Below are 23,055 nucleotides of genomic sequence, written 5' to 3' on the forward strand. Positions count from 1 at the left end.
GCGGGCTGGAAACAGGGCGACAAGAACCATCTCAATAAAGAAAAAATGAATATTGGGGAGGAAGGCCGGTGGGCTTGGTTCTGGACAAAGTCAGCAGGCATGTCGGCGGCCACGTTCACCTTGAGAACGTGTCGCTGAGCCTGGAGCGCGGGTCGCTGAACGTTCTGCTGGGGCCGACCCTGTCGGGCAAGACGTCGCTGATGCGGCTGATGGCCGGGCTGGACGTGCCCAGCGCCGGGCGCGTGCTGGTGGACGGGGTGGACGTGACGGGGCGGCACGTCCGCGAACGCTCCGTCGCCATGGTCTACCAGCAGTTCATCAACTATCCGTCCCTGACCGTCTACGAGAACATCGCCTCCCCCCTGCGGGTCGCCCGCCGGCCCAAGGACGAGATCGACCGGAAGGTGCGGGAGGCCGCCCGCCTGCTGAAGCTGGAGCCCTATCTGCAACGCACGCCGCAGCAGCTTTCCGGCGGCCAGCAGCAGCGCACCGCCATCGCCCGCGCCCTGGTCAAGGAGGCGCAACTCGTCCTGCTCGACGAGCCGCTGGCCAACCTGGACTACAAGCTGCGCGAGGAACTGCGGGAGGAGTTGCCGAAAATCTTCGCCGCGACCGGCGCGGTCTTCGTCTACGCGACGACGGAGCCGGCGGAGGCGCTCCTGCTCCGCGGCAACACGGCGACGCTGTGGGAGGGGCGGCTGGCGCAGTTCGGGCGCACGCCGGACGTTTACCGCCGCCCGGCCAACCTGACCAGCGCGCGCGTCTTCTCCGACCCGCCGCTCAACACCATGCGGGTGCACAAGCGCGGTCTGCAGATCGTGCTGGCGACCGGCGAGCACGGGCCGGCGCGCGGCGTCCTGGCGGAACTGCCGGACGACGACTACACCATCGGCTTCCGCGCCGACCACCTGCACCTGACACGGCCCCACGCCGACGCGATGTCCCTGAGCGGTGCCGTGGCGGTCAGCGAAATCACCGGTTCGGAGAGCTTCGTCCACATCGACCTGCCGCGCACCGATGGCGGAACCGACCGCTGGGTGGCCGTCACCCGCGGCGTTCTGGAGGTCGAGCCGGGCGAACGGATCGAGTGCTTCATCGACCCGCGGCGGCTGTTCGTGTTCGGCCATGACGGGCGGTTGGCCGCGGCGCCGCCGCTGGTCATGGCGGCGTGACGGGAGGGCGGACGGCATGGCGCGCATCGACCTTCAATCCCTCGGCCACAGCTACACACCCAACCCGAAGAGTGACGACGACTACGCGCTGAAGCCGATGACCCATGTGTGGGAGCAGGGCGGGGCCTACGCGCTGCTCGGGCCGTCGGGCTGCGGCAAGACCACGCTGCTGAACATCATCTCCGGTCTGCTGACCCCCAGCGAGGGGCGGGTGCTGTTCGACGGCAAGGATGTGACGGCGCTGCCGACCGAGGCGCGCAACATCGCCCAGGTCTTCCAGTTCCCCGTCGTCTACGACACCATGACGGTCTATGAGAACCTCGCCTTCCCGCTGCGCAACCGCGGCCTGCGCGGGGCGCCGCTCGACGCGCGGGTGCGCGAGATCGCCGGGCTGCTCGACCTGACGGCGGACCTGAACCGGCGCGGGCGGAATCTGACCGCCGACGCCAAGCAGAAGATTTCGCTGGGGCGTGGGCTGGTCCGCCCGGACGTGGCGGCCATCCTGTTCGACGAGCCGCTGACCGTCATCGACCCTCATCTGAAATGGGAGTTGCGGTCGAAGCTGAAGGCGCTGCACCGTGCGCTCGACCTGACGATGATCTACGTGACCCATGACCAGACGGAGGCGCTCACCTTCGCCGACAAGGTGGCGGTGATGCATGACGGGCGCGTCGTCCAGGTGGGCCGCCCGCAGGAGCTTTTCGAGCGGCCCGCCCACGTCTTCGTCGGCCATTTCATTGGGTCGCCGGGCATGAACGTCCTGCCGGCCGAGGTGTCGGGCCGCGCCGCGCGGGTCGGCGGGCACGTCATCGCGCTGCGCCGCGGCTATCCGGCCCTGAATGGCAAGGCAAAGATCGAGATCGGCGTGCGGCCGGAATTCGCCACGCTGGCGCCCGCCGGGGCCGGCGGCGTGCCGGTGCGGGTGCGCCGGCTGGACGATCTGGGGCGCACGCGCATCGCGCGGGTGGAACTGTCGGGCCTGCCGATGGCGGCGACGGTGCCGGAGGATCTGACGCTGGCGGGGGACGAGGCGTCGCTGCTGCTCGACCCCGCCATGGTGCATGTCTACGCGGACGGAACGCTTGTGGAAGGGGAGGCGGCGTGATGGACAAGCCCGTCAACCAGGGGGCATGGCTGCTCGTCCTGCCGGTTCTGCTGATCGTCGCCTTCTCGGCCATCCTGCCGCTGATGACGGTGGTCAACTACTCGGTGCAGGACACCTTCGGGAACAACCAGTTCTTCTGGAACGGCATCGGCTGGTACCAGGAGCTTCTCGACCCCTCCACCGACCTCGGCGGGCGCTTCTTCGACGCGCTGTGGCGCAACCTGCTGTTTTCGCTGCTGATCCTGCTGATCGAGGTGCCGCTGGGCATCGCCGTGGCGCTGAGCATGCCGCGCCACGGTTGGCGGGTGGCGGCGACGCTGGTGGTGCTGGCGCTGCCGCTGCTGATCCCGTGGAACGTCGTCGGCACCATCTGGCAGATCTTCGCCCGCGAGGACATCGGCCTGCTGGGCTGGGCGGTCAACCGGCTGGGCATCCCCTACAACTACACGGCGGACCCGCTGTCGGCCTGGGTGACCATCGTGACGATGGACGTCTGGCACTGGACCTCGCTGGTGGCGCTGCTCTGCTACGCCGGCCTGCGCTCCATCCCGGACGCCTTCTATCAGGCCGCAAGAATCGACGGGGCGTCGCGCTGGGCGGTGTTCCGCAATATCCAGCTGCCGAAGATGCACCGGGTGCTGCTGATCGCCGTGCTGCTGCGCTTCATGGACAGCTTCATGATCTACACCGAGCCCTTCGTGGTGACCGGCGGCGGCCCCGGCAACTCCACCACCTTCGTGTCGATCGACCTTGTGAAGCTGGCGCTGGGGCAGTTCGACCTGGGCAAGGCCGCGGCGCTGTCCATCGTCTACAACCTGATCATCCTGGCGGTCTGCTGGGTCTTCTACACGGTCATGACCCGCATGGACGCGCAACGGAATTAGCAAAGGAAACGGGCCATGCTGCGCGCACGGATCGTCCTCACGCTCTACATCCTGTTCCTGATGCTGCCGATCTACTGGCTCGTGAACATGAGCCTGAAGACGAACACCGAGATCGTCAGCGGCCTGACGCTGTGGCCCCATACTTTGACCTTCGAGAATTACCAGCGAATCTTCACCGATTCGTCCTGGTACTCGGGCTATCTGAACTCGCTGCAGTATGTGGCGCTGAACACGGTGCTGTCGATCGCGCTGGCCCTGCCGGCGGCCTACGCCTTCTCGCGCTACCGCTTCGTGGGCGACAAGCATCTGTTCTTCTGGCTGCTGTCCAACCGCATGGCCCCGGCGGCGGTCTTCGCGCTGCCCTTCTTCAACCTCTATTCGGCCATCGGGCTGTTCGACACGCCACTCGCCGTGGCGCTGGCCCACTGCCTGTTCAATGTGCCGCTGGCGGTGTGGATCCTGGAGGGCTTCATGTCCGGGGTACCGCGGGAGATCGACGAAACCGCCTATCTCGACGGCTACAGCTTTCCGCGTTTCTTCGTGAAGATCTTCATGCCGCTGGTGGCCAGCGGGATCGGCGTCACCGCCTTCTTCTGCTTCATGTTCAGCTGGGTCGAGCTGCTGCTGGCGCGCACGCTGACCTCAGTGGACGCCAAGCCCATCGCGGCGACAATGACGCGCACCGTCTCGGCCTCCGGCATGGATTGGGGGCTGCTGGCGGCGGCGGGGGTGCTGACCATCCTGCCCGGCGCGCTGGTGATCTGGTTCGTGCGCAACTACATCGCCAAGGGCTTCGCCCTGGGCCGCGTCTGACGGGAGGGAGGACGCCGCCATGGACATCGTCACCGAACATCTGGCCTGGATGGCCTGGACCTGGCAGACCGGCGCCTTCTTCGCCGTCATCGCCGGGCTGCTGACCCTGCTCACCGTCCTGGCGCTCAACCGGCCGGAGGTGGCGCGCCCCGGCGTGTTGGGGATCACCACGACGCGCGGCGACCGGCTGTTCATCACGCTGCTCGGCAGCGCCTTCATCCACCTCGCCTGGCTGGGGCTGGTGGGCGGGGAGGTGCACTACGCGACGGCGCTTTCGCTTCTCTACGCCGCGGCGGTCTTCCGCTGGGTGTGACGGCCGGCCTGTGTCGGCCGGAACGGGCCTATAACAATGGAAACGGGAGGAATAAACGATGCGTACCCTGTATCTCGCCTCCGCATCCGCGGCGGCGCTTCTTCTGTCATCGGCCCCGGCCTTCGCCGATATCGAGGCGGCCAAGCGCTGGATCGACAGCGAGTTCCAGCCTTCGACCCTGTCGAAGGAGGATCAGCTGAAGGAAATGCAGTGGTTCATCGACGCCGCCAAGCCCTTCGCCGGCATGGAGATCAACGTCGTCTCCGAGACCATCACCACCCATGAGTACGAAGCCCGGACGCTCGCCAAGGCCTTCAGCGAGATCACCGGCATCAAGCTGCGCCACGACCTAATCCAGGAAGGCGACGTGGTCGAGAAGATCCAGACGCAGATGCAGTCCGGCAAGAACATCTACGACGCCTGGATCAACGACAGCGACCTGATCGGCACCCATTTCCGCTACAAGCAGGTGGTTCCCCTCACCGACTGGATGGAGGGGGAGGGCAAGGACGTGACCCTGCCGACGCTGGACGTGAACGACTTCATCGGTAAGTCCTTCACCACGGCGCCGGACGGCAAGCTCTACCAGCTCCCCGACCAGCAGTTCGCCAACCTCTACTGGTTCCGCTACGACTGGTTCACCAACCCGGACATCAAGGCGAAGTTCAAGGCCAAGTACGGCTACGAGCTGGGCGTCCCGGTCAACTGGTCGGCCTATGAGGACATCGCTGAGTTCTTCACCAACGACGTGAAGGAGATCGACGGCGTCAAGGTCTACGGCCACATGGACTACGGCAAGAAGGACCCGTCGCTGGGCTGGCGCTTCACCGACGCGTGGCTGTCGATGGCCGGCAACGGCGACAAGGGCCTGCCCAACGGCAAGCCGGTGGACGAGTGGGGCATCCGCATGGAGGGCTGCAGCCCGGTCGGCTCCTCCATCGAGCGGGGCGGCGACACCAACGGCCCGGCCGCCGTCTACTCGGTCACCAAATACGTGGAGTGGCTGAAGAAGTACGCGCCGCCGCAGGCCGCGGGTATGACCTTCTCCGAATCCGGCCCGGTGCCGGCCCAGGGCAACGTCGCGCAGCAGATGTTCTGGTACACCGCCTTCACCGCCGACATGGTGAAGGACGGCCTGCCGGTGGTGAACGCCGACGGCACCCCGAAATGGCGCATGGCCCCGTCGCCCAAGGGCGCCTATTGGAAGGACGGAATGAAGCTGGGCTACCAGGACGCCGGGTCCTGGACCCTGCTGAAATCCACCCCGGTGGACCGCCGCAAGGCGGCGTGGCTCTACGCCCAGTTCACCATGGCGAAGTCGGTCAGCCTGAAGAAGAGCCATGTCGGGCTGACCTTCATCCGGGAAAGCGACATCTGGGACAAGAGCTTCACCGAGCGCGCGCCGAAGCTGGGCGGGCTGGTCGAGTTCTACCGCTCCCCCGCGCGCGTGCAGTGGACGCCGACCGGCGTGAACGTGCCGGACTACCCGAAGCTGGCGCAGCTCTGGTGGCAGAACATCGGCGACGCCTCCTCCGGCGCGAAGACCCCGCAGGCGGCCATGGACGCGTTGGCCGCGGCCCAGGACTCGGTGATGGAGCGTCTGGAGCGGTCGGGCGTGCAGGGCGAATGCGGGCCGAAGCTGAACAAGAAGGAGTCGGCGGAGTTCTGGTTCGCCAAGGCCGAGAAGGACGGCACCACCGCGCCGCAGCGCAAGCTGTCCAACGAGAAGCCGAAGGGTGAGACGGTGGACTACGACCAGCTCATCAAGTCCTGGCCGGCGTCGCCGCCGAAGAAGGCCGCGATGGCGCAGTGACGGTATAATAGCCCACAAAATAACCCTCTCCCCTCTGGGAGAGGGGAGGGTGAGGGGGATGTGCGTGGCGGCACGTCCGGCATAAGCGCAACCCCCTCACCCCAACCCTCTCCCCAGAGGGGAGAGGGAACGAACGAGACCATAGGAAAGACCATGTCTGAAGCCGGCCACGTCCTCGCCATCGATCAGGGCACCACCTCCACCCGCGCCATCGTCTTCGACCGGCAGGGCGTTCCCGCCGGGGTGGCCCGGCGCGAGTTCGCGCAGCATTATCCGAACGACGGCTGGGTGGAGCACGATCCGGAGGACATCTGGCGCGACACCGTGGCGGTGATGCGGGGCGCCGTGGACGAGGCCGGGCTGAATGCGTCCGACATCGCCGCCATCGGCATCACCAACCAGCGCGAAACCACCGTCGTCTGGGATCGCCGCACGGGCGAGCCGGTGCACCGCGCCATCGTCTGGCAGGACCGCCGCACCGCCGACCTCTGCCGCAAGCTGGTGGAGGAGGGCTGCGGGCCGCTGGTGCGGCGCAAGACCGGTCTGCTGATCGACTCCTACTTCTCCGCCACCAAGATCGCCTGGATTCTCGACCATGTCCCCGGCGCGCGGGAGCGGGCGGAGCGGGGTGAGCTGTGCTTCGGAACCATCGACAGCTTCCTGCTGCACCGGCTGACCGGCGGGCGGGTGCACGCCACCGACGCGACCAACGCCTCGCGCAGCATGGTCTTCGACATTCATCGCCAGGACTGGGACGACGAGCTTCTCGCCCTGTTCCGCATCCCCCGCGCCATGATGCCGGAGGTGCTGGACAGCAGCGCCGAGTTCGGCGCGACGGAGCCGGACCTGCTGGGCCGCGCCATCCCGATCACCGGCATCGCCGGCGACCAGCAGGCGGCCACCTTCGGGCAGGCCTGCTTCGAGCCGGGCATGGTGAAGTCCACCTACGGCACCGGCTGCTTCGCCCTGCTGAACACCGGCGACGAGCCGGTGGAATCGCGTTCCAACATGCTGACCACCGTCGCCTATCGGCTGGACGGGCGGACGACCTACGCGTTGGAGGGTTCCATCTTCATCGCCGGGGCGGCCATCAAGTGGCTGCGCGACGGGCTGGGGATCATCACCCACGCCTCCCAGACCGACGACATGGCGACCCGCATACCGGACAGCCACGGCGTCTATCTGGTGCCGGCCTTCGTGGGCCTGGGCGCTCCCCATTGGGACCCCGAGGCCCGTGCCGCCGTCTTCGGCCTGACGCTGGACGCCGGCCCGGCCCACATCGCCCGCGCCGCGCTGGAGGCCGTGGCCTTCCAGACGCGCGACCTGCGTGACGCCATGATCTCCGACTGGTCGGCCTCGCACAAGGCGACCTCCGACGCGCTGCGGGTGGACGGCGGCATGGCGGCGAACGACTGGCTGTGCCAGTTCCTTGCCGATGTGCTGGACCTGCCGGTGGAACGCCCGGCGGTGATCGAGACGACTGCGCTGGGCGCTGCCGGGCTGGCCGGGCTGAAGGCGGGAGTCTATCGCAATCAGGCGGCGTTGGCCGGCGCCTGGCGCTGCGACCGCCGGTTCGAGCCGCGAATGGACGCGGCCAAGCGCGCCCGCCTGTACGAGGGATGGCTGGACGCCGTGCGCCGCGTGCGCCGCGAACGCTGAGGGATAGGGGCCATGACTCTGTTGGGCGAGGATCTGCGCGGCAAGCGCGTGCTGGTGACCGGAAGCAGCCGTGGCATCGGGGCGGCGGTGGGCACCGCCTTCGCCAGCCTGGGCGCGCGGGTGGCGCTCCACGGGTCGGGCGGCAGCGATGCCGCGGCGAGGCTGGCGCTCGCCCTCACGGCGGGCGGGACGGAGGTCTATGCGGTCCATGGCGACTTCCGCGACCCGCGCGCCGTGGAGGCGGCGGTGGACGCGGCGGTGCAGGCGCTGGGCGGTTTGGACATCCTCGTCAACAACGCCGGCACCATGGTCGGGCGGGTGCCGCTGGAACGGATCGGCGACGATTTCCTGGACGAGGTGATCGACCTCAACCTGCGCTCCGTCGTCGTGGCCTGCCGGCGCGCCCTGCCAGCCCTGCGCGCCGCGGGGGGCGGGGCCATCGTCAACACGGTGTCGATCTCAGCCCGCACCGGGGGCAGCCCCGGCTCCTCGATCTACAGCGCGTCAAAGGCCTTCGTCTCGACCTTCACCCGCTCCCTGGCGGCGGAGCTGGCGCCGGACCGCATCCGCGTCAACGCCGTCTCGCCCGGCACCATCGACACCGATTTCCACCAGCGCTACTCCTCGCCGGAGAAGCTGGCGGCGACGGCAGCGCGCATCCCGCTGGGCCGGCTGGGCACGGCGGAGGATTGCGTCGGCGCCTATCTGTTCCTGGCCTCCGAGGCGCTCAGCGGCTACATCACCGGGCAGGTGATCGAGGTGAACGGCGGTCAGCTCATGGCGTGAGCGGGGCGGGCGTGAGCGGCCCCGGTTCGCCAAGCCGGTCCAGGACGAAGCGCAACCGCTCCGCCACCGGCGCCTTGGGCAGTGCGACCAGCTCGTAACCCAGCCCGCTGTAGGTTGCGACCATGGCGTCGTGGGTCGCTGCGGCTTCGGCCAGGGTCTGCCGACGCTCGGCGTCCGGCGCGAAAATCTCCGGCCAGGGCGGCGCTATGAAAACGGTCCGGTGATAGCGGAAGCGGCGGGCCGCCGTTTCCAGATGCGCGGGCACCGGACGCTTCATCAGGCGCAGATAGCCGATGACGTCCGGGATGCCGCGGTCGAGGAAGACCGTCCCCTCCTGCTCCCGCGCGAGGCGGAGGGAGCGCAGTTCCCAGCACAGCATCAATTCCGCGAAGGCCGGCGGGTCGATCCAGGGCAGCGCCGGACCGCCGATGGCCGTCTGGTCCTGGATGATGGCGCGGCCCGCCTCCACGCTGTGGGCGTAGCCTTCGCGGGCCAGCGCGTCGATCAGGGTGCTTTTTCCGGAGCCCGGGCCACCCGTGACGACGACGAAGCGGCGCGCGTCTTCACTCATGGGACGTCATCCTGTGTTGTTGGTACAGTCGCCGTGGAAAGGACGAATCATGCCGCCCAAACGCCTCCTCGTCGTCGCCCACTGCCCGTCGCCCAACACGCGGGCACTGCTGGATGCCGTACTGCGCGGGGCGCGTTCGCCGGAGGTGCAGGGGGTGGAGGTGGTGGCGAAACCGCCGCTGGAGGCCGGGCCGGAGGATGTGCTGGAGTCGCAGGGCGTGATCCTCGGCACGACCGAGAATCTGGGATACATGAGCGGGGCGCTCAAGGATTTCTTCGACCGCAGCTATTATCCCTGCCTGGAGCGCACGCAGGGGCTGCCCTACGCGCTGTTCGTCCGGGCGGGCCATGACGGGACGGGCACCTGCCGCGCCGTCGCCTCCATCGCGACGGGGCTGCGCTGGCGTCCGGTCCAGGACCCGCTGGTCTGCCGCGGCCCGTACCGCGACGATTTCGCGGCCTCCTGCGCGGAGCTGGGGCTGCTGATGGCCGCCGGGCTGGAGGCGGGGATCTTCTGACGGCCTATGCCCGGCGGAGTGGCATCTATCGGGAGTGCTATTGACGACACCCCCCATTCATACAGTCTCCTACGTGCAACGAAACAGCGTCACGCCCGATGACGCGTGCATAAGGAGGGGCCGATGGAGAGCAGCAAGGGCCGGCCGGTCTGGCGCGGCGAGGTCAAACAGGTCGGGACCATCACGGTTACCGACGACACGACCGGAAAAACCGTCAAGCTGCCGCTGCTGGAAGGCGAAACCGGCCCGCGCGCCATCGACGTGCGCAAGCTCTACGCGGAAACCGGCTATTTCACCTTCGATCCCGGCTTCACCTCCACGGCGAGCTGCGAGTCGGCGATCACCTACATCGACGGCGACGAAGGCATCCTCCTGCACCGCGGCTACGCCATCCAGGATCTGGCGGAGAACTGCGATTACCTGGAGGTCTGCCACCTGCTGCTGCGCGGCGAGCTGCCGAATCCGCAGCAGAAGGAGGATTTCGAGCGCACCATCACCTACCACACCATGGTGCACGAGCAGTTGAGCCGCTTCTACAGCGGGTTCCGCCGCGACGCCCACCCCATGGCGGTGATGTGCGGCGTGACCGGCGCGCTGTCGGCCTTCTACCACGACTCGACGGATATTCTCGACCCGCGCCAGCGGATGATCGCCGCGCACCGGCTGATCGCCAAGATGCCGACGATGGCCGCCATGGCCTACAAGTATTCGGTCGGCCAGCCCTTCATGTATCCGCGCAACGACCTCAGCTACGCGGAAAACTTTCTCTACATGACCTTCGGGACGCCGTGCGAGACCTGGAAGGTCGATCCGGTCCTGGCCCGCGCCATGGACAAGATCTTCATCCTGCACGCGGACCACGAGCAGAACGCCTCGACCTCCACCGTGCGTCTGGCCGGCTCGTCGCACGCCAATCCCTTCGCCTGTATCGCCTCGGGCATCGCGGCGCTGTGGGGTCCGGCCCATGGCGGCGCCAACGAGGCCGTGCTGCTGATGCTGGAGGAGATCGGCTCGGTCGAGCGCATCCCCGAATTCATCAAGCGCGCCAAGGACAAGAACGATCCCTTCCGCCTGATGGGCTTCGGACACCGGGTCTACAAGAACTACGACCCGCGCGCCAAGATCATGCGCCAGACCTGCTACGAGGTTCTGGACGTGCTGGGCATCAAGGATGAGCCGCACCTCGCCATCGCGATGGAGCTGGAGAAGATCGCGCTGGAGGACCCCTACTTCGTCGAGAAGAAGCTGTATCCGAACGTCGACTTCTACTCGGGCATCATCCTCAAGGCGATGGGCTTCCCGACCAGCATGTTCACCGTGTTGTTCGCGCTGGCCCGTACCGTCGGCTGGATTTCCCAGTGGCAGGAGATGATCGAGGACCCGCAGCAGAAGATTGGGCGTCCCCGCCAGCTCTACACCGGCAATCCGGGCCGCGCCTTCGTTCCGCTGAACAAGCGCGGCTGACGGAACGCCGGACCCTTACCCCACGGCGATGCGGTAGCTCAGCTCCCGCGTCGCGCCGGGGGCGAGATGCAGCAGCCCCGGCTTGTCCGCGAACTCCCCGTCGAAGTCCGCCGGGGAGGCGTGGCCGTGCCAGGGCTCGATGCACAGGAAGGGCGCGCCGGTCGGCTTCGACCAGATGCCCACTTCCCGGAACCCCTCCCAGGACATGGTGAGGGTCGGGGTGCCGGGCGCGCCGTAGCGGACGGAACGGCTGGCCGGCCGGTCGAGGATCACCGCGTCCCGCGTGAACAAACCCTCGCTCAGCGGCAGGCGGCGGCCCTCGATGGGCGTCGGCTCCGGATGGGGCGACAGCAGGCCGCCATCGACGCGGCGGATCGGTTCGGGCTCGTCGGTTTCGAACAGAAGCTCGTGCGCCTCCTTTGGAACGTTGTCCTGCAACGGCCAGAGAAAGGCCGGATGCACACCGAGCGAGGCAGGCATCGTCTCATCGCCCGGATTGGTGATGCGGTGGCGGATGGTCAGCCCTTCCGCGTCCAGCTCGAAGATCAGCTCCAAACGGAAGGCGAAGGGATAGATCGCACGGGTCTGCGCGTCGTCGGACAGCAACAGGCGGCAGAGGGACGCCGTGTGCTCCTTCCAGGCGAAGCGACGGTCGCGGGCGAAGCCGTGCTGCGTCATGCGGTAGGTCTGCCCTCTGTGGCGCAGCGTGTCGTCCTTCAGCCGGCCGACGATCGGGAACAGCACCGGCGCGTGGCGCGGCCACTCCGGACCGGCCTGCCAAAGCAGTTCCCGCCCGTCGAGGGTCAGGGAGCACAACTCCGCCCCATCGGCCTTGATCGCGGCGCCGAGGCGTCCGTTGCTGAGCGTGTGCCGGTCCATGAGACGACGTCCTTTGTGGAGATCAGTGGGGCGGATAGACCGCGGTGATGCCTTCGATGATCGTCTGGGCGGCCAGCGCCGCCAGGACGATGCCCAGAACACGGCTGACCGTGTGGATCACCGTGCGGCCGAGCAGCTTGTTCACCAGATCGGCAACGACCAGCAGCGCCATGACGCTGCCCACGGCGACCGCGGCGGCGCCCAGCACCATGCCCTGGCCGCCCAGAGTCGCGCCGTAGCGGTCCATCAGCAACAGCGTGGAGGTGATGGCGCCCGGCCCGGCGATCAGCGGAATCGCCAGCGGGAAGACGGCGAGATCGTGGGCCTCCTCCTCCGTCCGGGCGTCGTCGGCGGTGCGCTCCTTGCGCTCGGCCCGGCGCTGGAACAGCATTTCGAAAGCGATCCAGAACAGCAGCGCACCGCCGGCGATGCGGAAGGCCGGCATGCCGATGGACAGGGCGCTCAGCACCAACTCGCCCAGATAGGCGAAGAAGACGATGATGGCGAAGCTGATCAGCGGACCGCGCAGGGCGATGGTGCGCTTGCGCCGGCTGTCGAAGCCGCGGGTGAGGCCGAGATAGATCGGAACCAGCCCGATCGGATCGACCACGACGAGAAACACCACGAGCGCGCTGATGAAATCTTCCACGGACGGAACCCCGGACGGCATGACCCTGTTGACCCACCTTCTGTTAGCAAAGCCACCGCGGGCGGCCAAGGGTAGGCGCGCCGGGACCGGCGTAAAAAAAAACGGTGAATGTGAACTGCAATCCATGCTGGCGCGTGGCGTGCCGGTGGCTATAATCGTTTCACAATTCAAATTTTCTCCCCTCCCGGAGCACAGGCGTTGAGCAAGACCGTAATCGTCGTGGACGACAGCAAGCTGTCCCGCATGCATGTCCGCGGCATAATACTTCGGAACAAGCCGGATTGGACGGTCATCGAGGCGGCGAACAGCGCTGAGCTTTATGGAAAACTCGACGAAAGTGATATCCATATCGCCATAATCGACTTCAATATGCCCGGCGACAACGGCCTGGAGGCCGCCGCCCGACTGCTGCAGGCGAAGCCGGACATCCGTGTCGCCATCATCACGGCCAACGCCCAGGATTCGGTGGTGTCCGGCATCCGCGCGCTGGGCGCCGCCTTCATGCCCAAGCCGCTGGAAGAGGAGCAGATGGCCCGCTTCCTGGCCGCCTCCAGCCTGCCGCGCCGTCCTTCGTCCAGCGATGCAGCTGGCGGGGACGCCGGTTGACCGGCACGGTCCGGCCGGCGCGCGCCGATGGACCCGACCCCTATGGGCATTGACCCAAACGGCTTTGGTCTGGACGAGCTGGAACGCGACGCGCTGACGGAGCTGGGCAACATCGGCGTCGGCCGGGCATCCACGGCGCTTAGCCGGATGATCGGCGGGCCGGTGGTGATTTCCGTGCCGATGGTCAGCCTCGTCCCCGGCGACCGGGTGTGCGGCCTGCTTCAGTCGGCGATGCCGGGGGAGCTGATCGCGGTGACCGAGTGCCTGTCCGGCGCCTTTCTCGGTTCGGCCATCCTGCTGATGCCGGAACGCAGCGGCCTGCCGCTGGCCGCGGCCGCGCTGCCGCCCGGCGTCCCCAAGGAGGACGCGGCGGAGCTGGTGGAGGAGGCGCTGGCCGAGGTCGGCAACATCGTGCTGAACAGCTGCCTGTCCTCCATGGGGAATCTGCTGGGCGTCGCGGTCGGCACCACCCTGCCGCAGGTCTTGCGCGGCGTGGGGGACGACCTCCTGGAGCGCTGCGGCGTCGCCCTGACGGCGGAGGCGCAGGCCATCCTGCTCCACGTCACCTTCCGCACACCGCCCCACGATGTCGAGGGGACGGTCGTCCTGGCGCTCGATGCTGGATCGGCGGTGGAGTTGAAGGCGGCCATCGGGCGCTACATCGGCCGGGTGCTGGCCTGAGGGCGGGCAACAACCGGCAATCATCACACGCCAATCAACACGAGTCCCCGATAGGGAAACACGGGCTCACGGGGTAGGGGGTTTGGATCATGGCCTTGGTCAAGAAGAAGCGGATCGACACGGCGAGCGCCTCCCGCGACGCGGACACCGGCGAGGACGCGGTGGCGCTTCCCAATGACGCCGGTCTTCCCGCTCCGCCCGACAACGGCCTCTCGACCCGTCGCGCGGCGGAGGTGCGACGGCGCGCCCGCGCCGGAAACCGGCGGCGCAAGGCGGCGGAGGGCATCGCCGCCGCGTCGAACGAGCTTGCCAGCGGCGTGACCCAGGCCGCCGCCGCCGCCGAGGAACTGCGCAAGGCGATGGAGCAGGTGGCCGCTGGCGCGGAGGAGGCGGCGAGCGCCACCCAGCAGTCGCAGCGGATGATCGACCGCAGCGCCAGCCTGATCGGGCGGGCGCGTGGCAACGCCGAAGCCTCGCTGTCGCGGATCGAGGCGCTGCAGGCGCTGATGAAGGATGTCAGCGCCCAGATCCTAACCTCCGTCGATGGCCTGGTCCGCGCCGCTGCGCGGCAGGAGGCCGCCGTCGCACTGGTTAGCGACCTGGAGCGGCAGGCGGCGGAGATCGGCGCCATCGTCGAAGGGGTGGCGGTCATGGCCGACCAGACCAACCTCCTGGCGCTGAACGCCGCCATCGAGGCCGCCCGTGCGGGTGACGCCGGGCGCGGCTTCGCCGTCGTGGCCGACGAGGTGCAGGCTCTGGCCGAGCGCTCCGAACGCTCCGCCAACGAGATCAACCGCATGGTCGCGGAGATCCAGAAGGCGGTGGGCGCCATCGCGGAGAGCATCGTGGCCGGCGCCGACGCGTCCAAGACCGAGGTGGAGCGGGGGCGCCAGATCGCCACCCAGCTCGATCGGGTGCGCGACGGCATGGGTGACATCGCCCGCGGCTCCCAGGAGACCATCAAGGCTGCGTTGGAGGCCGATTCGGCCGGACGTGAGGCGCAGCGCGGTGCCGAAAGCGTCGCCTCCGCCGCGGAGGAGCAGGCGGCGGCGAGCGAGGAGGCGCTGAAGACGGTCGGCGAGCAGGCCAAGGCGCTCGCCCAGAGCGAGCAGGCCGCCGGCCAGCTGTCCGACCTCGCCGACGAGCTCACCGGCAGCACCGACGTCCATCGCGCCGCCGGTGATCTCGCCTCCGCCGCCGAGCAGCTCTCCGCCGCCATCGAGGAGATCAACCGCGCCGCCGCCCAGATCATGGCGGCGATCACCCAGATCTCCCGCGGCGCCCAGGCTCAGGGGGCGGCGACCCACCAGTCGAGCAGCGCCATCGCGGAGATCGAGGCCAGCGCCCGGCTCAGCCACAACCGCGCCGAGGATGCGCTTCAGCGCTGCGTCGGGCTGGAGGCGCTGCTGTCCGAGACGCAGGACATGGTGGGCGCCCTGACCGCCGGGGTGGGTGAGGCGGTGGCCGCCAGCCGCCGCACGGTGGAGCGGATCGGCGCCATGGAGCAGATCGGGCGGCGCATCGACAAGGTGGTCGACGCGATCTCGATCATCGCCATTCAGACCGGCATGCTGGCGGTCAGCGGCTCCATCGAGGCGGCGCGGGCCGGGGAGTTCGGGCGCGGCTTCACCGTCGTCAGCAACGACATCCGCAACCTCGCCCGCGACAGCTCGGAGAATGTGGAGCGGGTGAAGGACATCGTCCACGCCATCCAGGATCAGATCGGGCGCGTCCGCCGCGACATCGAGGACATCGGGACCGAGACGGCCCGCCAGTCCCTGCGCCACCAGGAGTTTGCCGGCAGCCTCGCCGCGGCCATTGCCGACCTGCGCACCGTGACCTCCGGCAGCCGTGAGATCGTCGAGAACGCCGGCGAGGTGCAGCGCGCCGTGGCGGAGGCGCAGAAGGGCGTGGAACAGGTCGCCGTGGCGGCCAACCAGGCCAACCGCTCCGCCAACGAGGCGGCCAAGGCCGCGCGGGAGCAGGCCAAGGGCGCCGAGGAACTGGCCGCCGCCATCGAGGAGATCGCCGCCATGGCCGAAGAACTGCAAGGGGCCGGCTGACCGGCCGGCGGGGAGACGACCCATGGCCGCGATCATCCGCCGAGACGGCGCGCGTTCCTTCGTCCTCTTCACGGTCGGCGGCATGGGGTTGGCCCTGCCGCTCGACAGCGTGCTGGAGATCCTGCGCCCGCCCGCGCTTGTGCCCATCCCGTTGGGACCGCCCAGCCTGGAAGGGCTGGCCCGGCGGCACGGCGCCGTGTTGCCGGTCATCGGGCTGCGCCGGATCCTGGGCCTTGATGGGGCCGGGGCCAGGGAGGGTGGAACCGACGATGGGGATACGAAGGCGGCGCGGCTGCTGATTCTCCGTCACAACGGACAGCCGGTCGGCCTGCTGGTGGACCGTGTGTCGGGCCTGTCCGCCGTGGACGAGGGCCGCATCGCCGACTCCGGGGCGACGCCCGATCCGTCCATCGACGCGGATCTCCTGGCTGGCGCCATTCTGGCCTCGGACGGACGGGACGGAGCTCTGATCCTCGATCCCGGTCCGCTGATCGAACGGCAGTTCGCCGACCTCGGGCGGATCGGCAGCCCTGCAGGGGCCGCGGATTTCAGCGCCCCAGCCCAGTTGAAAAGCAACGCTGCGGCTCCTCAGGACGAGGAACAACTCGTCGTCCTCACCGTTGCGGAGCAGGAGTTCGCGTTGCCGGTGGCAGCGGTGCGGGAAGTCGTTCCGGTCCCTGAAGCGGTGACCCGCGTTCCCCGCGCCCGCGCCCATCTTCTGGGCATGATGACGTTGCGCGACGCGTTGCTTCCCCTGGTCGGGCTGAGGGAGCTGTTCGGGCTCGACGCGGAGAAGGATCGGGGGGGCCGCGGAAAGGTGGCGGTCCTGCGCACGGCGGAGGGGCTGGTCGGTGTGGTGGTGGAGGATGTGCGGGAAATCCTGCGCGTTCCCCGCGAACGGATCGACCCGGTGCCGCCGCTGATGGCGCGGGAGGCGGAGTTCGAGGACATGGACGGCATCGCGCGGCTGGACGGCGGCGCGCGGCTGATCCCGGTCCTGTCGGCGGAACGGCTGTTCCGTCATGGCGCGGGAGATGGCGCCGGGTCGGCCGCTGGATTCGGCGGTGGCGCTCAGGGACGCGAGGGAGAGGCGGCTGTGGCAATGGAGGCGGAGCGGGCGGAGGCCTTCGTGGTGTTCCGGCTGGCCAGTGCGGAATACGGCCTGCCGGTTGGGGCGGTGCAGGAGGTGCTGCGCGTCCCCGACGCCGTGACCCCGCTGCCCAACGCGCCGGACTTCGTCAGCGGCGTGACCACGCTGCGCGGCGCCGTCCTGCCGCTGGTCGCGCTGCGCCGCCTGCTGCGCCTGCCGGAAGGGCAAGGGGGCGCTGGTGACCGGAGCCGCGTGGTGGTGATCGCCGCCGGGGCGTCCCGCGCCGGGCTTCTGGTGGACGGCATGACGGGGATCGTCCACATCCCGGACGGCGCCATCGGGCCGGCTCCCGTGGTGTCGCAGGCCCAGAATCGGCTGATCCGCCGCATCGGCGCGCTGGAGAGTGCCGGGGAGCGGCGGATGATTCTGCTGATGGACCCGGCGGAATTGCTGGATATGGACCAGCTCGCCGACTTACTGGCCGCCGTCTGATCGGAAGGTGGTCCCGTCATGCTGAAGGTTCTGGTCGTCGATGATTCGGCGCTGATGCGGCGGCGCATCGGCGATATTCTCTCGTCCGCCGGTTTCGAGGTGGAAACCGCCGCCGATGGGGCGGAGGCGCTGAAACGGCTGCCCGCCTTCGATCCGGACGTGGTGACCTTGGACGTCACGATGCCCGGCATGGACGGCCTCGCCTGCCTGAAGCGCATCATGGTCGAGCATCCGAAGCCGGTGGTGATGGTCTCGGCCCTGACCGCGGACGGGGCGGAGGTGACGTTGGAGGCCTTGAGGCTCGGGGCGGTGGAGGCAGTGCGCAAGCCGTCGGGGATTGGCGCCATCGCCGGCATCGCCGAGGAGCTGGTCGACACCGTGCGCGCCGCCGCCGGGTCGCGCCCGCGTCGGGTGCTGGGGCTGCGGGAACGGCTGCGCCGGGCGCGCGAGCGCATCGCCGGGGCGGACTTCCTGGCGGACTCTCCCGTTTCCAAGCCGCGGACCGTAGCCGACGGCGACGAGGATGGCGACGAAGGGCCGGGTGAGGGGCTGGTGCTGATCGGCGTGTCCACCGGCGGGCCGCGCACGCTGGAAGACATCCTGCCGCTTCTGCCGGTGGATTTTCCCTGGCCGGTGGTGGTGGTCCAGCACATGCCCGCCAGCTTCACCGGGCCGCTGGCCCGCCGCCTCGACACCATTTCCGACGTGATGGTGGTGGAGGCCGCAACGGCCACAGCGCTCCAGCCGGGTATGGTTTGCATCGCGCGCGGCGGAGCCGATCTTCAGATCGTCCGGCGCGGCGGACGGCTCTGCGCCCAGCCCGTCCCGGCGGACGAACGGCGGAGCTGGCATCCCAACGTGGATCGGTTGGTCGAGAGCGCTCTGCGCGCCGTGGCGCCGTCACGGCTGATCGGTGTTCTCCTGACGGGCATGGGGTCGGATGGAGCGGCCTCGATGACGGAGCTGCGCCGACAGGGCGGGCGCACCATTGCGGAGGCGGAAGCCAGCGCCGTCGTGTTCGGCATGCCGCAAGAACTGATCCGCCGCGGCGGTGCCGACATGGTGCTGCCATCCGACCGGGTGGCCCAGCAGATGACGCGGTGGGTGAGGGGGGGAGTGTGATTGGAGCGGTGGAGGAGTCGGCATGGCCCTGGTGAAGGCACGGAAGAACGGCGAAGCGACGCCTGCGACCGCAGCGGAGGGCGGCGATCCGCTGACTTGGCTGGAGGACGCTGATCCGGCCCGACGCCGACGGGCCGCCCACGCGCTCGGCGAACGTCCGGACGCCGTTCCCGCCTTGTCCGCAAGGCTGGCGCGCGAGGAGGACCCGAGCGTCCGCGAAACCCTTCTCACCGCCCTGGTCCGTACCGGCACCGCTGCGGCCGCGGCGGCGCTGGTGCCCCATCTGGCGAGCGAGGATGTCGGGCTGCGCAATGGCGTGATCGAAAGCCTTCAGCAGATGCCCGCCGCTGTGGTGATGCCGGAGGTGGCCCCGCTGCTGACGGCCGGGGATTCGGATCTGCGCATCTTCGCGGCCCAGCTCATCGGGAAGCTGCCGCATCCGGACCGGCTGGACCTGCTGGCCGGGGTGATCGACCGCGACCCGCACGTCAACGTCTGTCTTTCCGCGGTGGAGGCGCTGATGGAAAGCGGCGATCCCGCGGCCCTGCCGGTCGTGGAGCGGCTCGGCGCACGTTTTCCGGACGACCCCTTCGTCACCTTTTCCGTCGACGCGGCGCGCCGCCTGTTTTCCGGAGCCTGAATGAGCCTGCCTTCGGACAAGGGGGACGCCGCCGGCCTGAGCGCCGCGGATTACGACGCCTTCTGCCGGTTCTTGCGGGAACGCACCGGCCTGTCCTTCACCGAGGCCAAACGTTACTTCGTCGACCGCCGCGTGTCGGAGCGGATGGCGGCGGTCGGCGTCGACCATTTCCGCCAATACCTGAATCTGCTGCGCTTCCAGGCGTCGGGGGAGGAGTTGCAGCTTCTCGTCAACCGCATGACGGTGAACGAGACCTATTTCTTCCGCGAGATGTACCAGCTCGACTGCTTGGTGAACGCGGCGCTGGACGAGGTGGTACGCGGGCGTGAGCCGGGCAGCCGGGTGCGCATCTGGTCGGCCGGCTGCGCCACCGGGGAGGAGCCCTATTCCATCGCGATCACGCTGCTGGAGCGGTGGAGCCGGGTGGATGAATTCGAGATCGAACTCTACGCCTCCGACATCGACAGCCATGTGCTTGAGCGTGCACAGGAAGGCATTTATGAGGAACGGTCGCTGCAGGCCATGCCGCGGGATCTCGTTGCCAAATACTTCACCCGTCTGGACGACCAGCGCTGGCAGATCATGGAGGAATTGCGGGACTCCATCGATTTCTCGCTCGTGAACATCGCCGATCCGCGCCAGATGGCGAATTTCCGTGGCATGGACGTCATCTTCTGCCGCAATTTGCTGATCTATTTCGATGACCTGGGGCGGCGCGAGGCGACGTCGATGTTCTACGACGCGCTGTCGCCTTGCGGATTCATCTGCCTCGGCCATTCGGAGAGCATGAGCCGGATGTCCTCCCTCTTCGTGCCGCGCCGGTTCCCCGACGCCATCCTCTATCAGAAGCCCCAGAGTTAAGGAGGCCGCCCGGTGACCGATCGACCAATTCCGCAACCCCGCGTCCTCGTGGTGGACGACGCCGTGACCGTCCGGGCCTACACCCGGCAGGTTCTTGAGGCCGACGGCTTTCGGGTCGACGAGGCGGTGAACGGGATCGACGGGCTGGAGCATGCGCTGGCGTCCACGCCGGATCTGCTGATCGTCGACATCAACATGCAGAAGATGGACGGCTACACCATGCTGCGCCGCCTGCGCCAGGAGCAGACCCTGCGGGACGTGCCGGCCATCATGATCAGCACCGAATCCAAGGACAGCGACCGCGAGAAGGCACTGCTCGCCGGCGCCAACTGGTACTTCGTGAAGCCGGTGCGCCCTGCCGACCTGACGGCCGCCGCCCGCCTGCTCACCGGTCGAGAGGCACGGTCATGAGCGCGCTGTTCGAGCAGTTCGTCCTGGAATCGCGGGAGTTGCTGGAGGCGGCGGGCGCCGCGCTGTTGCGGCTGGAGCGCGACCCGACCGACAAGGCTCCGATCAATGACCTGTTCCGCGCGCTGCACACGTTGAAGGGCGCCACCGCCCTGTTCGATCTGGCGCCCTTCACCCGCATGGTCCATGCCGGCGAAGACGCCCTGATGGCGGTTCGGGACGGACGCGCCGCCATGAGCGGCGAATTGGCCGACCGGCTGCTGGCGTTGCTGGACATCGGCGCGGCCTGGGTCGATGGGCTGGAGCACAGCCAATCCCTTCCCGATGATGCCGATGCCCGCGCGCAGGCGCAGGAAGCGGGGTTGCGCGCCGCCCTTGGCGGGACGGCGGAGAGTGCGGGCAGCGGCACGCCGGCCGGATTCGCCTGGGTGGACGAACTGCCGGAGGCCGACCGGGCCAAGGCCGCCGGGCGCAGGGTCACCGCCATCGCCTACGCCCCTGCGGAGGATTGCTTCTTCGCCGGGGATGATCCGCTGGACCTGTGCCGCCGCATCCCGGACCTGCTGCTGCTGCGCATCGAGGCCACCGGGGCGTGGCCGGCGCTGACCGACCTCGACCCCTACCGCTGTGCCCTGCGCTTCCGCGCGCTGAGTGGCGCGCCGAAGGACGAGTTGACACGCCTGTTCCGCGGCGCTCCCGATCAGGTGTCCCTCGCCACGATCGCGATACCCGCCCTGACCGAGGCGGCATCCCCCGCTGCGCCGCCCAGCCTCGCCACGGCCATGCTGCGGGAGCAGGCGCGCATCCTCCGCCTGCCGGGCAGCGACGAGGAAACGGCGGCCCGCCGGGCCGCGGTGCTGCGGGCGGTGCGCAACATCCTCGCCGCCGAGGGGCGGGCCGCGGAGAGGGCGGCGCTGGATCGCGCCGCCGAAGGCCCGGTGGACGCGCTCATCCCTTGCATCGAGTCCCTGGCCGACGGCCCGGCTGCGGCGGCGCCCACTGCTCCAGCCGCCCCGGCGCGGCGGGCGCTGCGGGTCGATGCCGAACGCATGGACCGGCTGATGGCGCTGGTCGCTGAACTGGTCGTCGCCAAAGGAGGTCTGCCCCACCTCGCGCGCGAGGCACAGGAGGGGCGGAGCGCCGACGCTCTGGCCCAAAGCATCAAGGAGGCCCACAACCGCATCGACTCCATCGTGGGCGACCTGCAGGACGCGGTGCTGCGGTTGCGGCTGCTTCCCCTGTCGCGCGTCTTCGACCCGCTGCCCCGTCTGGTCCGCGACACCGCGCGGCAGCTCGGCAAACCGGTCGAACTGCACGTCTCCGGCGGCGAGACGGAGGCGGACAAGGACATCCTCGACATCCTGGGCGAGCCGCTGCTGCACCTCGTCCGCAACGGGCTGGACCATGGCGTCGAGCCGCCGGAGCGCCGTCGTGCCGCCGGCAAGCCGGAGGTTGCGGCCATCCGCGTCCAGGCTTTCCAGGACAGCGGCGGCGTGGTGGTCGAGGTCTCCGACGACGGGGCGGGCATCGACGCGGCGGCCGTGCGCCGCAAGGCGGTGACCCAGGGCGCCCTGACCGCGGAGCAGGCGGCGGGCCTGTCCGACGCCGAGGCGTTGCGCCTGATCTTCCTGCCGGGGGTCAGCACCTCGGAGACCGTGTCGGACCTGTCGGGCCGCGGGGTGGGGATGGACGCCGTGCGCAGCGCGGTGGAGCAGGCGGGGGGGCGGGTGGAGGTCGCTTCGACTCCCGGCTCCGGAACCCGCTTCCGCCTCGTCCTGCCGCTCACGATGATGGTGACGCGGCTGGTGACGGTGGAGACGGCGGGTGCGCTCTATGGCTTGCCGATGACCCTGGTGACCGGGATGCAGCGTATTCCCCACGGCGCGATCCGCCGGATGAAGCACGCGGAGAGCGTGGTCGTTCAGGACGCTGTGGTGCCGCTTCTGCGGCTGCGCCGCCTGCTCAACCTGCCGGAGGACGAGCGGGTGCGGAGCGGGGAGGCGGTGCTTCTGGTGGATCTCGGCGGGCAGCCGGTGGCGTTGGTCGTGGACGCCTTCCGGGAACGCGCCGACGTGGTCTTGAAACCGATGACCGGGCTGCTCGCCCGGCTGCGCGGCTACGCCGGCACGGCGGTGCTCGGCGACGGGCGCCTTCTGCTCGCCCTCAACCTGCGGGAGCTGGTGTGATGCCCATCCGTTTCGAGGACCGCACCGCCCGTTTCGAGGGCGCCTGCACCGTGGAAGAAGCGATCCCGCTGGCCGAATGGCTGGGCGCAGTGGAGGATCCCCGGCTGGACCTCGGTGCCTGCACCGGGCTGCACACCGCGTTGCTTCAGGTGCTGCTGGCGGCGGGGAGGCCGATCGCAGTGCCGCCGGAGGACGCCTTCCTGAAGGGCTGGGTGATGCCGGTGCTGGGCAAGCGGTAGCGCGTGAACCGCTTTCGCCTCCCGCGCCGGTGGCGGACGGCG

The 23,055-nt window shown here is 69.0% G+C and carries 23 protein-coding genes; 20 read left to right on the top strand and 3 right to left on the bottom strand.

Features of this window, described 5'->3' with window-relative positions:
* Positions 1 to 68 precede the first annotated feature (68 nt).
* The 8 genes from H1Q64_RS28050 to H1Q64_RS28085 all read left to right on the top strand — a co-directional run bounded on the left by H1Q64_RS28050 (position 69) and on the right by H1Q64_RS28085 (position 8,545).
* Positions 69 to 1,172: an ABC transporter ATP-binding protein gene (locus H1Q64_RS28050; protein WP_040136345.1), complete on the top strand. Its 1,104-nt coding sequence runs from the start codon at positions 69 to 71 to the stop codon at positions 1,170 to 1,172.
* Between the two features lie 16 nt (positions 1,173 to 1,188).
* Positions 1,189 to 2,277 (top strand): ABC transporter ATP-binding protein, encoded by a 1,089-nt coding sequence (locus tag H1Q64_RS28055; RefSeq protein WP_237907681.1) that lies wholly within the window; start codon positions 1,189 to 1,191, stop codon positions 2,275 to 2,277.
* Complete coding sequence (locus tag H1Q64_RS28060) at positions 2,277 to 3,161, top strand: carbohydrate ABC transporter permease (RefSeq protein ID WP_059399526.1); 885 nt, start codon at positions 2,277 to 2,279, stop codon at positions 3,159 to 3,161. Before H1Q64_RS28055 ends, H1Q64_RS28060 begins: the two co-directional genes overlap by 1 nt.
* A gap of 15 nt (positions 3,162 to 3,176) precedes the next feature.
* On the top strand, positions 3,177 to 3,974 hold the full coding sequence (locus H1Q64_RS28065) for a carbohydrate ABC transporter permease (protein WP_237907682.1): 798 nt from the start codon (positions 3,177 to 3,179) through the stop codon (positions 3,972 to 3,974).
* Positions 3,975 to 3,993: 19 nt separating this feature from the next.
* Positions 3,994 to 4,287, top strand: coding sequence for a DUF2160 domain-containing protein (locus H1Q64_RS28070; protein ID WP_237907683.1), 294 nt, complete (start codon positions 3,994 to 3,996; stop codon positions 4,285 to 4,287).
* 58 nt (positions 4,288 to 4,345) lie between these two features.
* Positions 4,346 to 6,100: an ABC transporter substrate-binding protein gene (locus H1Q64_RS28075; protein WP_237907684.1), complete on the top strand. Its 1,755-nt coding sequence runs from the start codon at positions 4,346 to 4,348 to the stop codon at positions 6,098 to 6,100.
* 153 nt (positions 6,101 to 6,253) lie between these two features.
* Positions 6,254 to 7,759: a glycerol kinase GlpK gene (gene glpK / locus H1Q64_RS28080; RefSeq protein ID WP_237907685.1), complete on the top strand. Its 1,506-nt coding sequence runs from the start codon at positions 6,254 to 6,256 to the stop codon at positions 7,757 to 7,759.
* Positions 7,760 to 7,771: 12 nt separating this feature from the next.
* A complete protein-coding gene (locus H1Q64_RS28085; protein WP_237907686.1) occupies positions 7,772 to 8,545 on the top strand; it encodes an SDR family NAD(P)-dependent oxidoreductase in 774 nt (257 codons plus the stop codon).
* On the opposite strand, the gene H1Q64_RS28090 is transcribed toward H1Q64_RS28085, so the two are convergent.
* Positions 8,535 to 9,116: an AAA family ATPase gene (locus tag H1Q64_RS28090; RefSeq protein ID WP_237907687.1), complete on the bottom strand. Its 582-nt coding sequence runs from the start codon at positions 9,114 to 9,116 to the stop codon at positions 8,535 to 8,537. The genes H1Q64_RS28085 and H1Q64_RS28090 overlap by 11 nt on opposite strands.
* Positions 9,117 to 9,165: 49 nt before the next feature.
* Between H1Q64_RS28090 and H1Q64_RS28095 the strand changes: the two genes are divergently transcribed.
* Entirely contained in the window at positions 9,166 to 9,633 is a 468-nt protein-coding gene (locus H1Q64_RS28095) for a flavodoxin family protein (protein ID WP_237907688.1), read from the top strand.
* 123 nt (positions 9,634 to 9,756) lie between these two features.
* Positions 9,757 to 11,097 (top strand): citrate synthase, encoded by a 1,341-nt coding sequence (gene gltA, locus H1Q64_RS28100; RefSeq protein ID WP_237907689.1) that lies wholly within the window; start codon positions 9,757 to 9,759, stop codon positions 11,095 to 11,097.
* 15 nt (positions 11,098 to 11,112) lie between these two features.
* Here gltA and H1Q64_RS28105 read toward each other — a convergent pair whose 3' ends face one another.
* Both H1Q64_RS28105 and H1Q64_RS28110 read right to left on the bottom strand, forming a co-directional pair.
* On the bottom strand, positions 11,113 to 11,976 hold the full coding sequence (locus H1Q64_RS28105) for an aldose 1-epimerase family protein (protein ID WP_237907690.1): 864 nt from the start codon (positions 11,974 to 11,976) through the stop codon (positions 11,113 to 11,115).
* Positions 11,977 to 11,998: 22 nt separating this feature from the next.
* Positions 11,999 to 12,625 carry a MarC family protein gene (locus tag H1Q64_RS28110; protein WP_237907691.1) on the bottom strand — a complete coding sequence of 209 codons (627 nt, stop codon included), beginning with the start codon at positions 12,623 to 12,625 and terminating at the stop codon, positions 11,999 to 12,001.
* 198 nt (positions 12,626 to 12,823) lie between these two features.
* Between H1Q64_RS28110 and H1Q64_RS28115 the strand changes: the two genes are divergently transcribed.
* From H1Q64_RS28115 to H1Q64_RS28160, 10 genes are all read left to right on the top strand, one after another.
* Complete coding sequence (locus tag H1Q64_RS28115; RefSeq protein WP_237907692.1) at positions 12,824 to 13,231, top strand: response regulator transcription factor; 408 nt, start codon at positions 12,824 to 12,826, stop codon at positions 13,229 to 13,231.
* 42 nt (positions 13,232 to 13,273) lie between these two features.
* On the top strand, positions 13,274 to 13,912 hold the full coding sequence (locus H1Q64_RS28120; protein ID WP_237907693.1) for a chemotaxis protein CheC: 639 nt from the start codon (positions 13,274 to 13,276) through the stop codon (positions 13,910 to 13,912).
* Positions 13,913 to 14,001: 89 nt separating this feature from the next.
* Complete coding sequence (locus tag H1Q64_RS28125; RefSeq protein ID WP_237907694.1) at positions 14,002 to 15,975, top strand: methyl-accepting chemotaxis protein; 1,974 nt, start codon at positions 14,002 to 14,004, stop codon at positions 15,973 to 15,975.
* A gap of 22 nt (positions 15,976 to 15,997) precedes the next feature.
* On the top strand, positions 15,998 to 17,557 hold the full coding sequence (locus tag H1Q64_RS28130; RefSeq protein ID WP_237907695.1) for a chemotaxis protein CheW: 1,560 nt from the start codon (positions 15,998 to 16,000) through the stop codon (positions 17,555 to 17,557).
* An 18-nt stretch (positions 17,558 to 17,575) separates the two neighbouring features.
* Complete coding sequence (cheB, locus tag H1Q64_RS28135) at positions 17,576 to 18,679, top strand: chemotaxis-specific protein-glutamate methyltransferase CheB (protein WP_237907696.1); 1,104 nt, start codon at positions 17,576 to 17,578, stop codon at positions 18,677 to 18,679.
* A 22-nt stretch (positions 18,680 to 18,701) separates the two neighbouring features.
* Positions 18,702 to 19,319: a HEAT repeat domain-containing protein gene (locus H1Q64_RS28140; protein ID WP_237907697.1), complete on the top strand. Its 618-nt coding sequence runs from the start codon at positions 18,702 to 18,704 to the stop codon at positions 19,317 to 19,319.
* Entirely contained in the window at positions 19,320 to 20,180 is an 861-nt protein-coding gene (locus H1Q64_RS28145) for a CheR family methyltransferase (protein WP_237907698.1), read from the top strand. It abuts the gene before it with no gap.
* Between the two features lie 12 nt (positions 20,181 to 20,192).
* The gene (locus H1Q64_RS28150) at positions 20,193 to 20,591 is read left to right on the top strand and encodes a response regulator (protein WP_237907699.1); all 399 of its coding nucleotides are present in this window, start codon (positions 20,193 to 20,195) and stop codon (positions 20,589 to 20,591) included.
* A complete protein-coding gene (locus H1Q64_RS28155) occupies positions 20,588 to 22,774 on the top strand; it encodes a chemotaxis protein CheW (protein WP_237907700.1) in 2,187 nt (728 codons plus the stop codon). Before H1Q64_RS28150 ends, H1Q64_RS28155 begins: the two co-directional genes overlap by 4 nt.
* Positions 22,774 to 23,013, top strand: a complete 240-nt coding sequence (locus H1Q64_RS28160; protein WP_237907701.1) for a hypothetical protein — start codon at positions 22,774 to 22,776, stop codon at positions 23,011 to 23,013. The genes H1Q64_RS28155 and H1Q64_RS28160 overlap by 1 nt, the downstream gene beginning before the upstream one ends.
* The last annotated feature ends 42 nt before the right edge of the window (positions 23,014 to 23,055 follow it).

This window comes from Azospirillum brasilense (assembly GCF_022023855.1).
GTDB classification, from domain to species: Bacteria; Pseudomonadota; Alphaproteobacteria; order Azospirillales; family Azospirillaceae; genus Azospirillum; species Azospirillum brasilense_F.

Coding starts and splice junctions, on each gene's coding strand:
- H1Q64_RS28155 (WP_237907700.1), top strand. CDS start 20,588: ATGAGCGCGCTGTTCGAGCAGTTCGTCCTGGAATCGCGGGAGTTGCTG.
- H1Q64_RS28055 (WP_237907681.1), top strand. CDS start 1,189: ATGGCGCGCATCGACCTTCAATCCCTCGGCCACAGCTACACACCCAAC.
- H1Q64_RS28060 (WP_059399526.1), top strand. CDS start 2,277: ATGGACAAGCCCGTCAACCAGGGGGCATGGCTGCTCGTCCTGCCGGTT.
- glpK (WP_237907685.1), top strand. CDS start 6,254: ATGTCTGAAGCCGGCCACGTCCTCGCCATCGATCAGGGCACCACCTCC.
- H1Q64_RS28145 (WP_237907698.1), top strand. CDS start 19,320: ATGAGCCTGCCTTCGGACAAGGGGGACGCCGCCGGCCTGAGCGCCGCG.
- H1Q64_RS28095 (WP_237907688.1), top strand. CDS start 9,166: ATGCCGCCCAAACGCCTCCTCGTCGTCGCCCACTGCCCGTCGCCCAAC.
- H1Q64_RS28130 (WP_237907695.1), top strand. CDS start 15,998: ATGGCCGCGATCATCCGCCGAGACGGCGCGCGTTCCTTCGTCCTCTTC.
- cheB (WP_237907696.1), top strand. CDS start 17,576: ATGCTGAAGGTTCTGGTCGTCGATGATTCGGCGCTGATGCGGCGGCGC.
- H1Q64_RS28075 (WP_237907684.1), top strand. CDS start 4,346: ATGCGTACCCTGTATCTCGCCTCCGCATCCGCGGCGGCGCTTCTTCTG.
- H1Q64_RS28125 (WP_237907694.1), top strand. CDS start 14,002: ATGGCCTTGGTCAAGAAGAAGCGGATCGACACGGCGAGCGCCTCCCGC.
- H1Q64_RS28070 (WP_237907683.1), top strand. CDS start 3,994: ATGGACATCGTCACCGAACATCTGGCCTGGATGGCCTGGACCTGGCAG.
- H1Q64_RS28160 (WP_237907701.1), top strand. CDS start 22,774: ATGCCCATCCGTTTCGAGGACCGCACCGCCCGTTTCGAGGGCGCCTGC.
- gltA (WP_237907689.1), top strand. CDS start 9,757: ATGGAGAGCAGCAAGGGCCGGCCGGTCTGGCGCGGCGAGGTCAAACAG.
- H1Q64_RS28065 (WP_237907682.1), top strand. CDS start 3,177: ATGCTGCGCGCACGGATCGTCCTCACGCTCTACATCCTGTTCCTGATG.
- H1Q64_RS28120 (WP_237907693.1), top strand. CDS start 13,274: ATGGGCATTGACCCAAACGGCTTTGGTCTGGACGAGCTGGAACGCGAC.
- H1Q64_RS28105 (WP_237907690.1), bottom strand. CDS start 11,976: ATGGACCGGCACACGCTCAGCAACGGACGCCTCGGCGCCGCGATCAAG.
- H1Q64_RS28090 (WP_237907687.1), bottom strand. CDS start 9,116: ATGAGTGAAGACGCGCGCCGCTTCGTCGTCGTCACGGGTGGCCCGGGC.
- H1Q64_RS28140 (WP_237907697.1), top strand. CDS start 18,702: ATGGCCCTGGTGAAGGCACGGAAGAACGGCGAAGCGACGCCTGCGACC.
- H1Q64_RS28085 (WP_237907686.1), top strand. CDS start 7,772: ATGACTCTGTTGGGCGAGGATCTGCGCGGCAAGCGCGTGCTGGTGACC.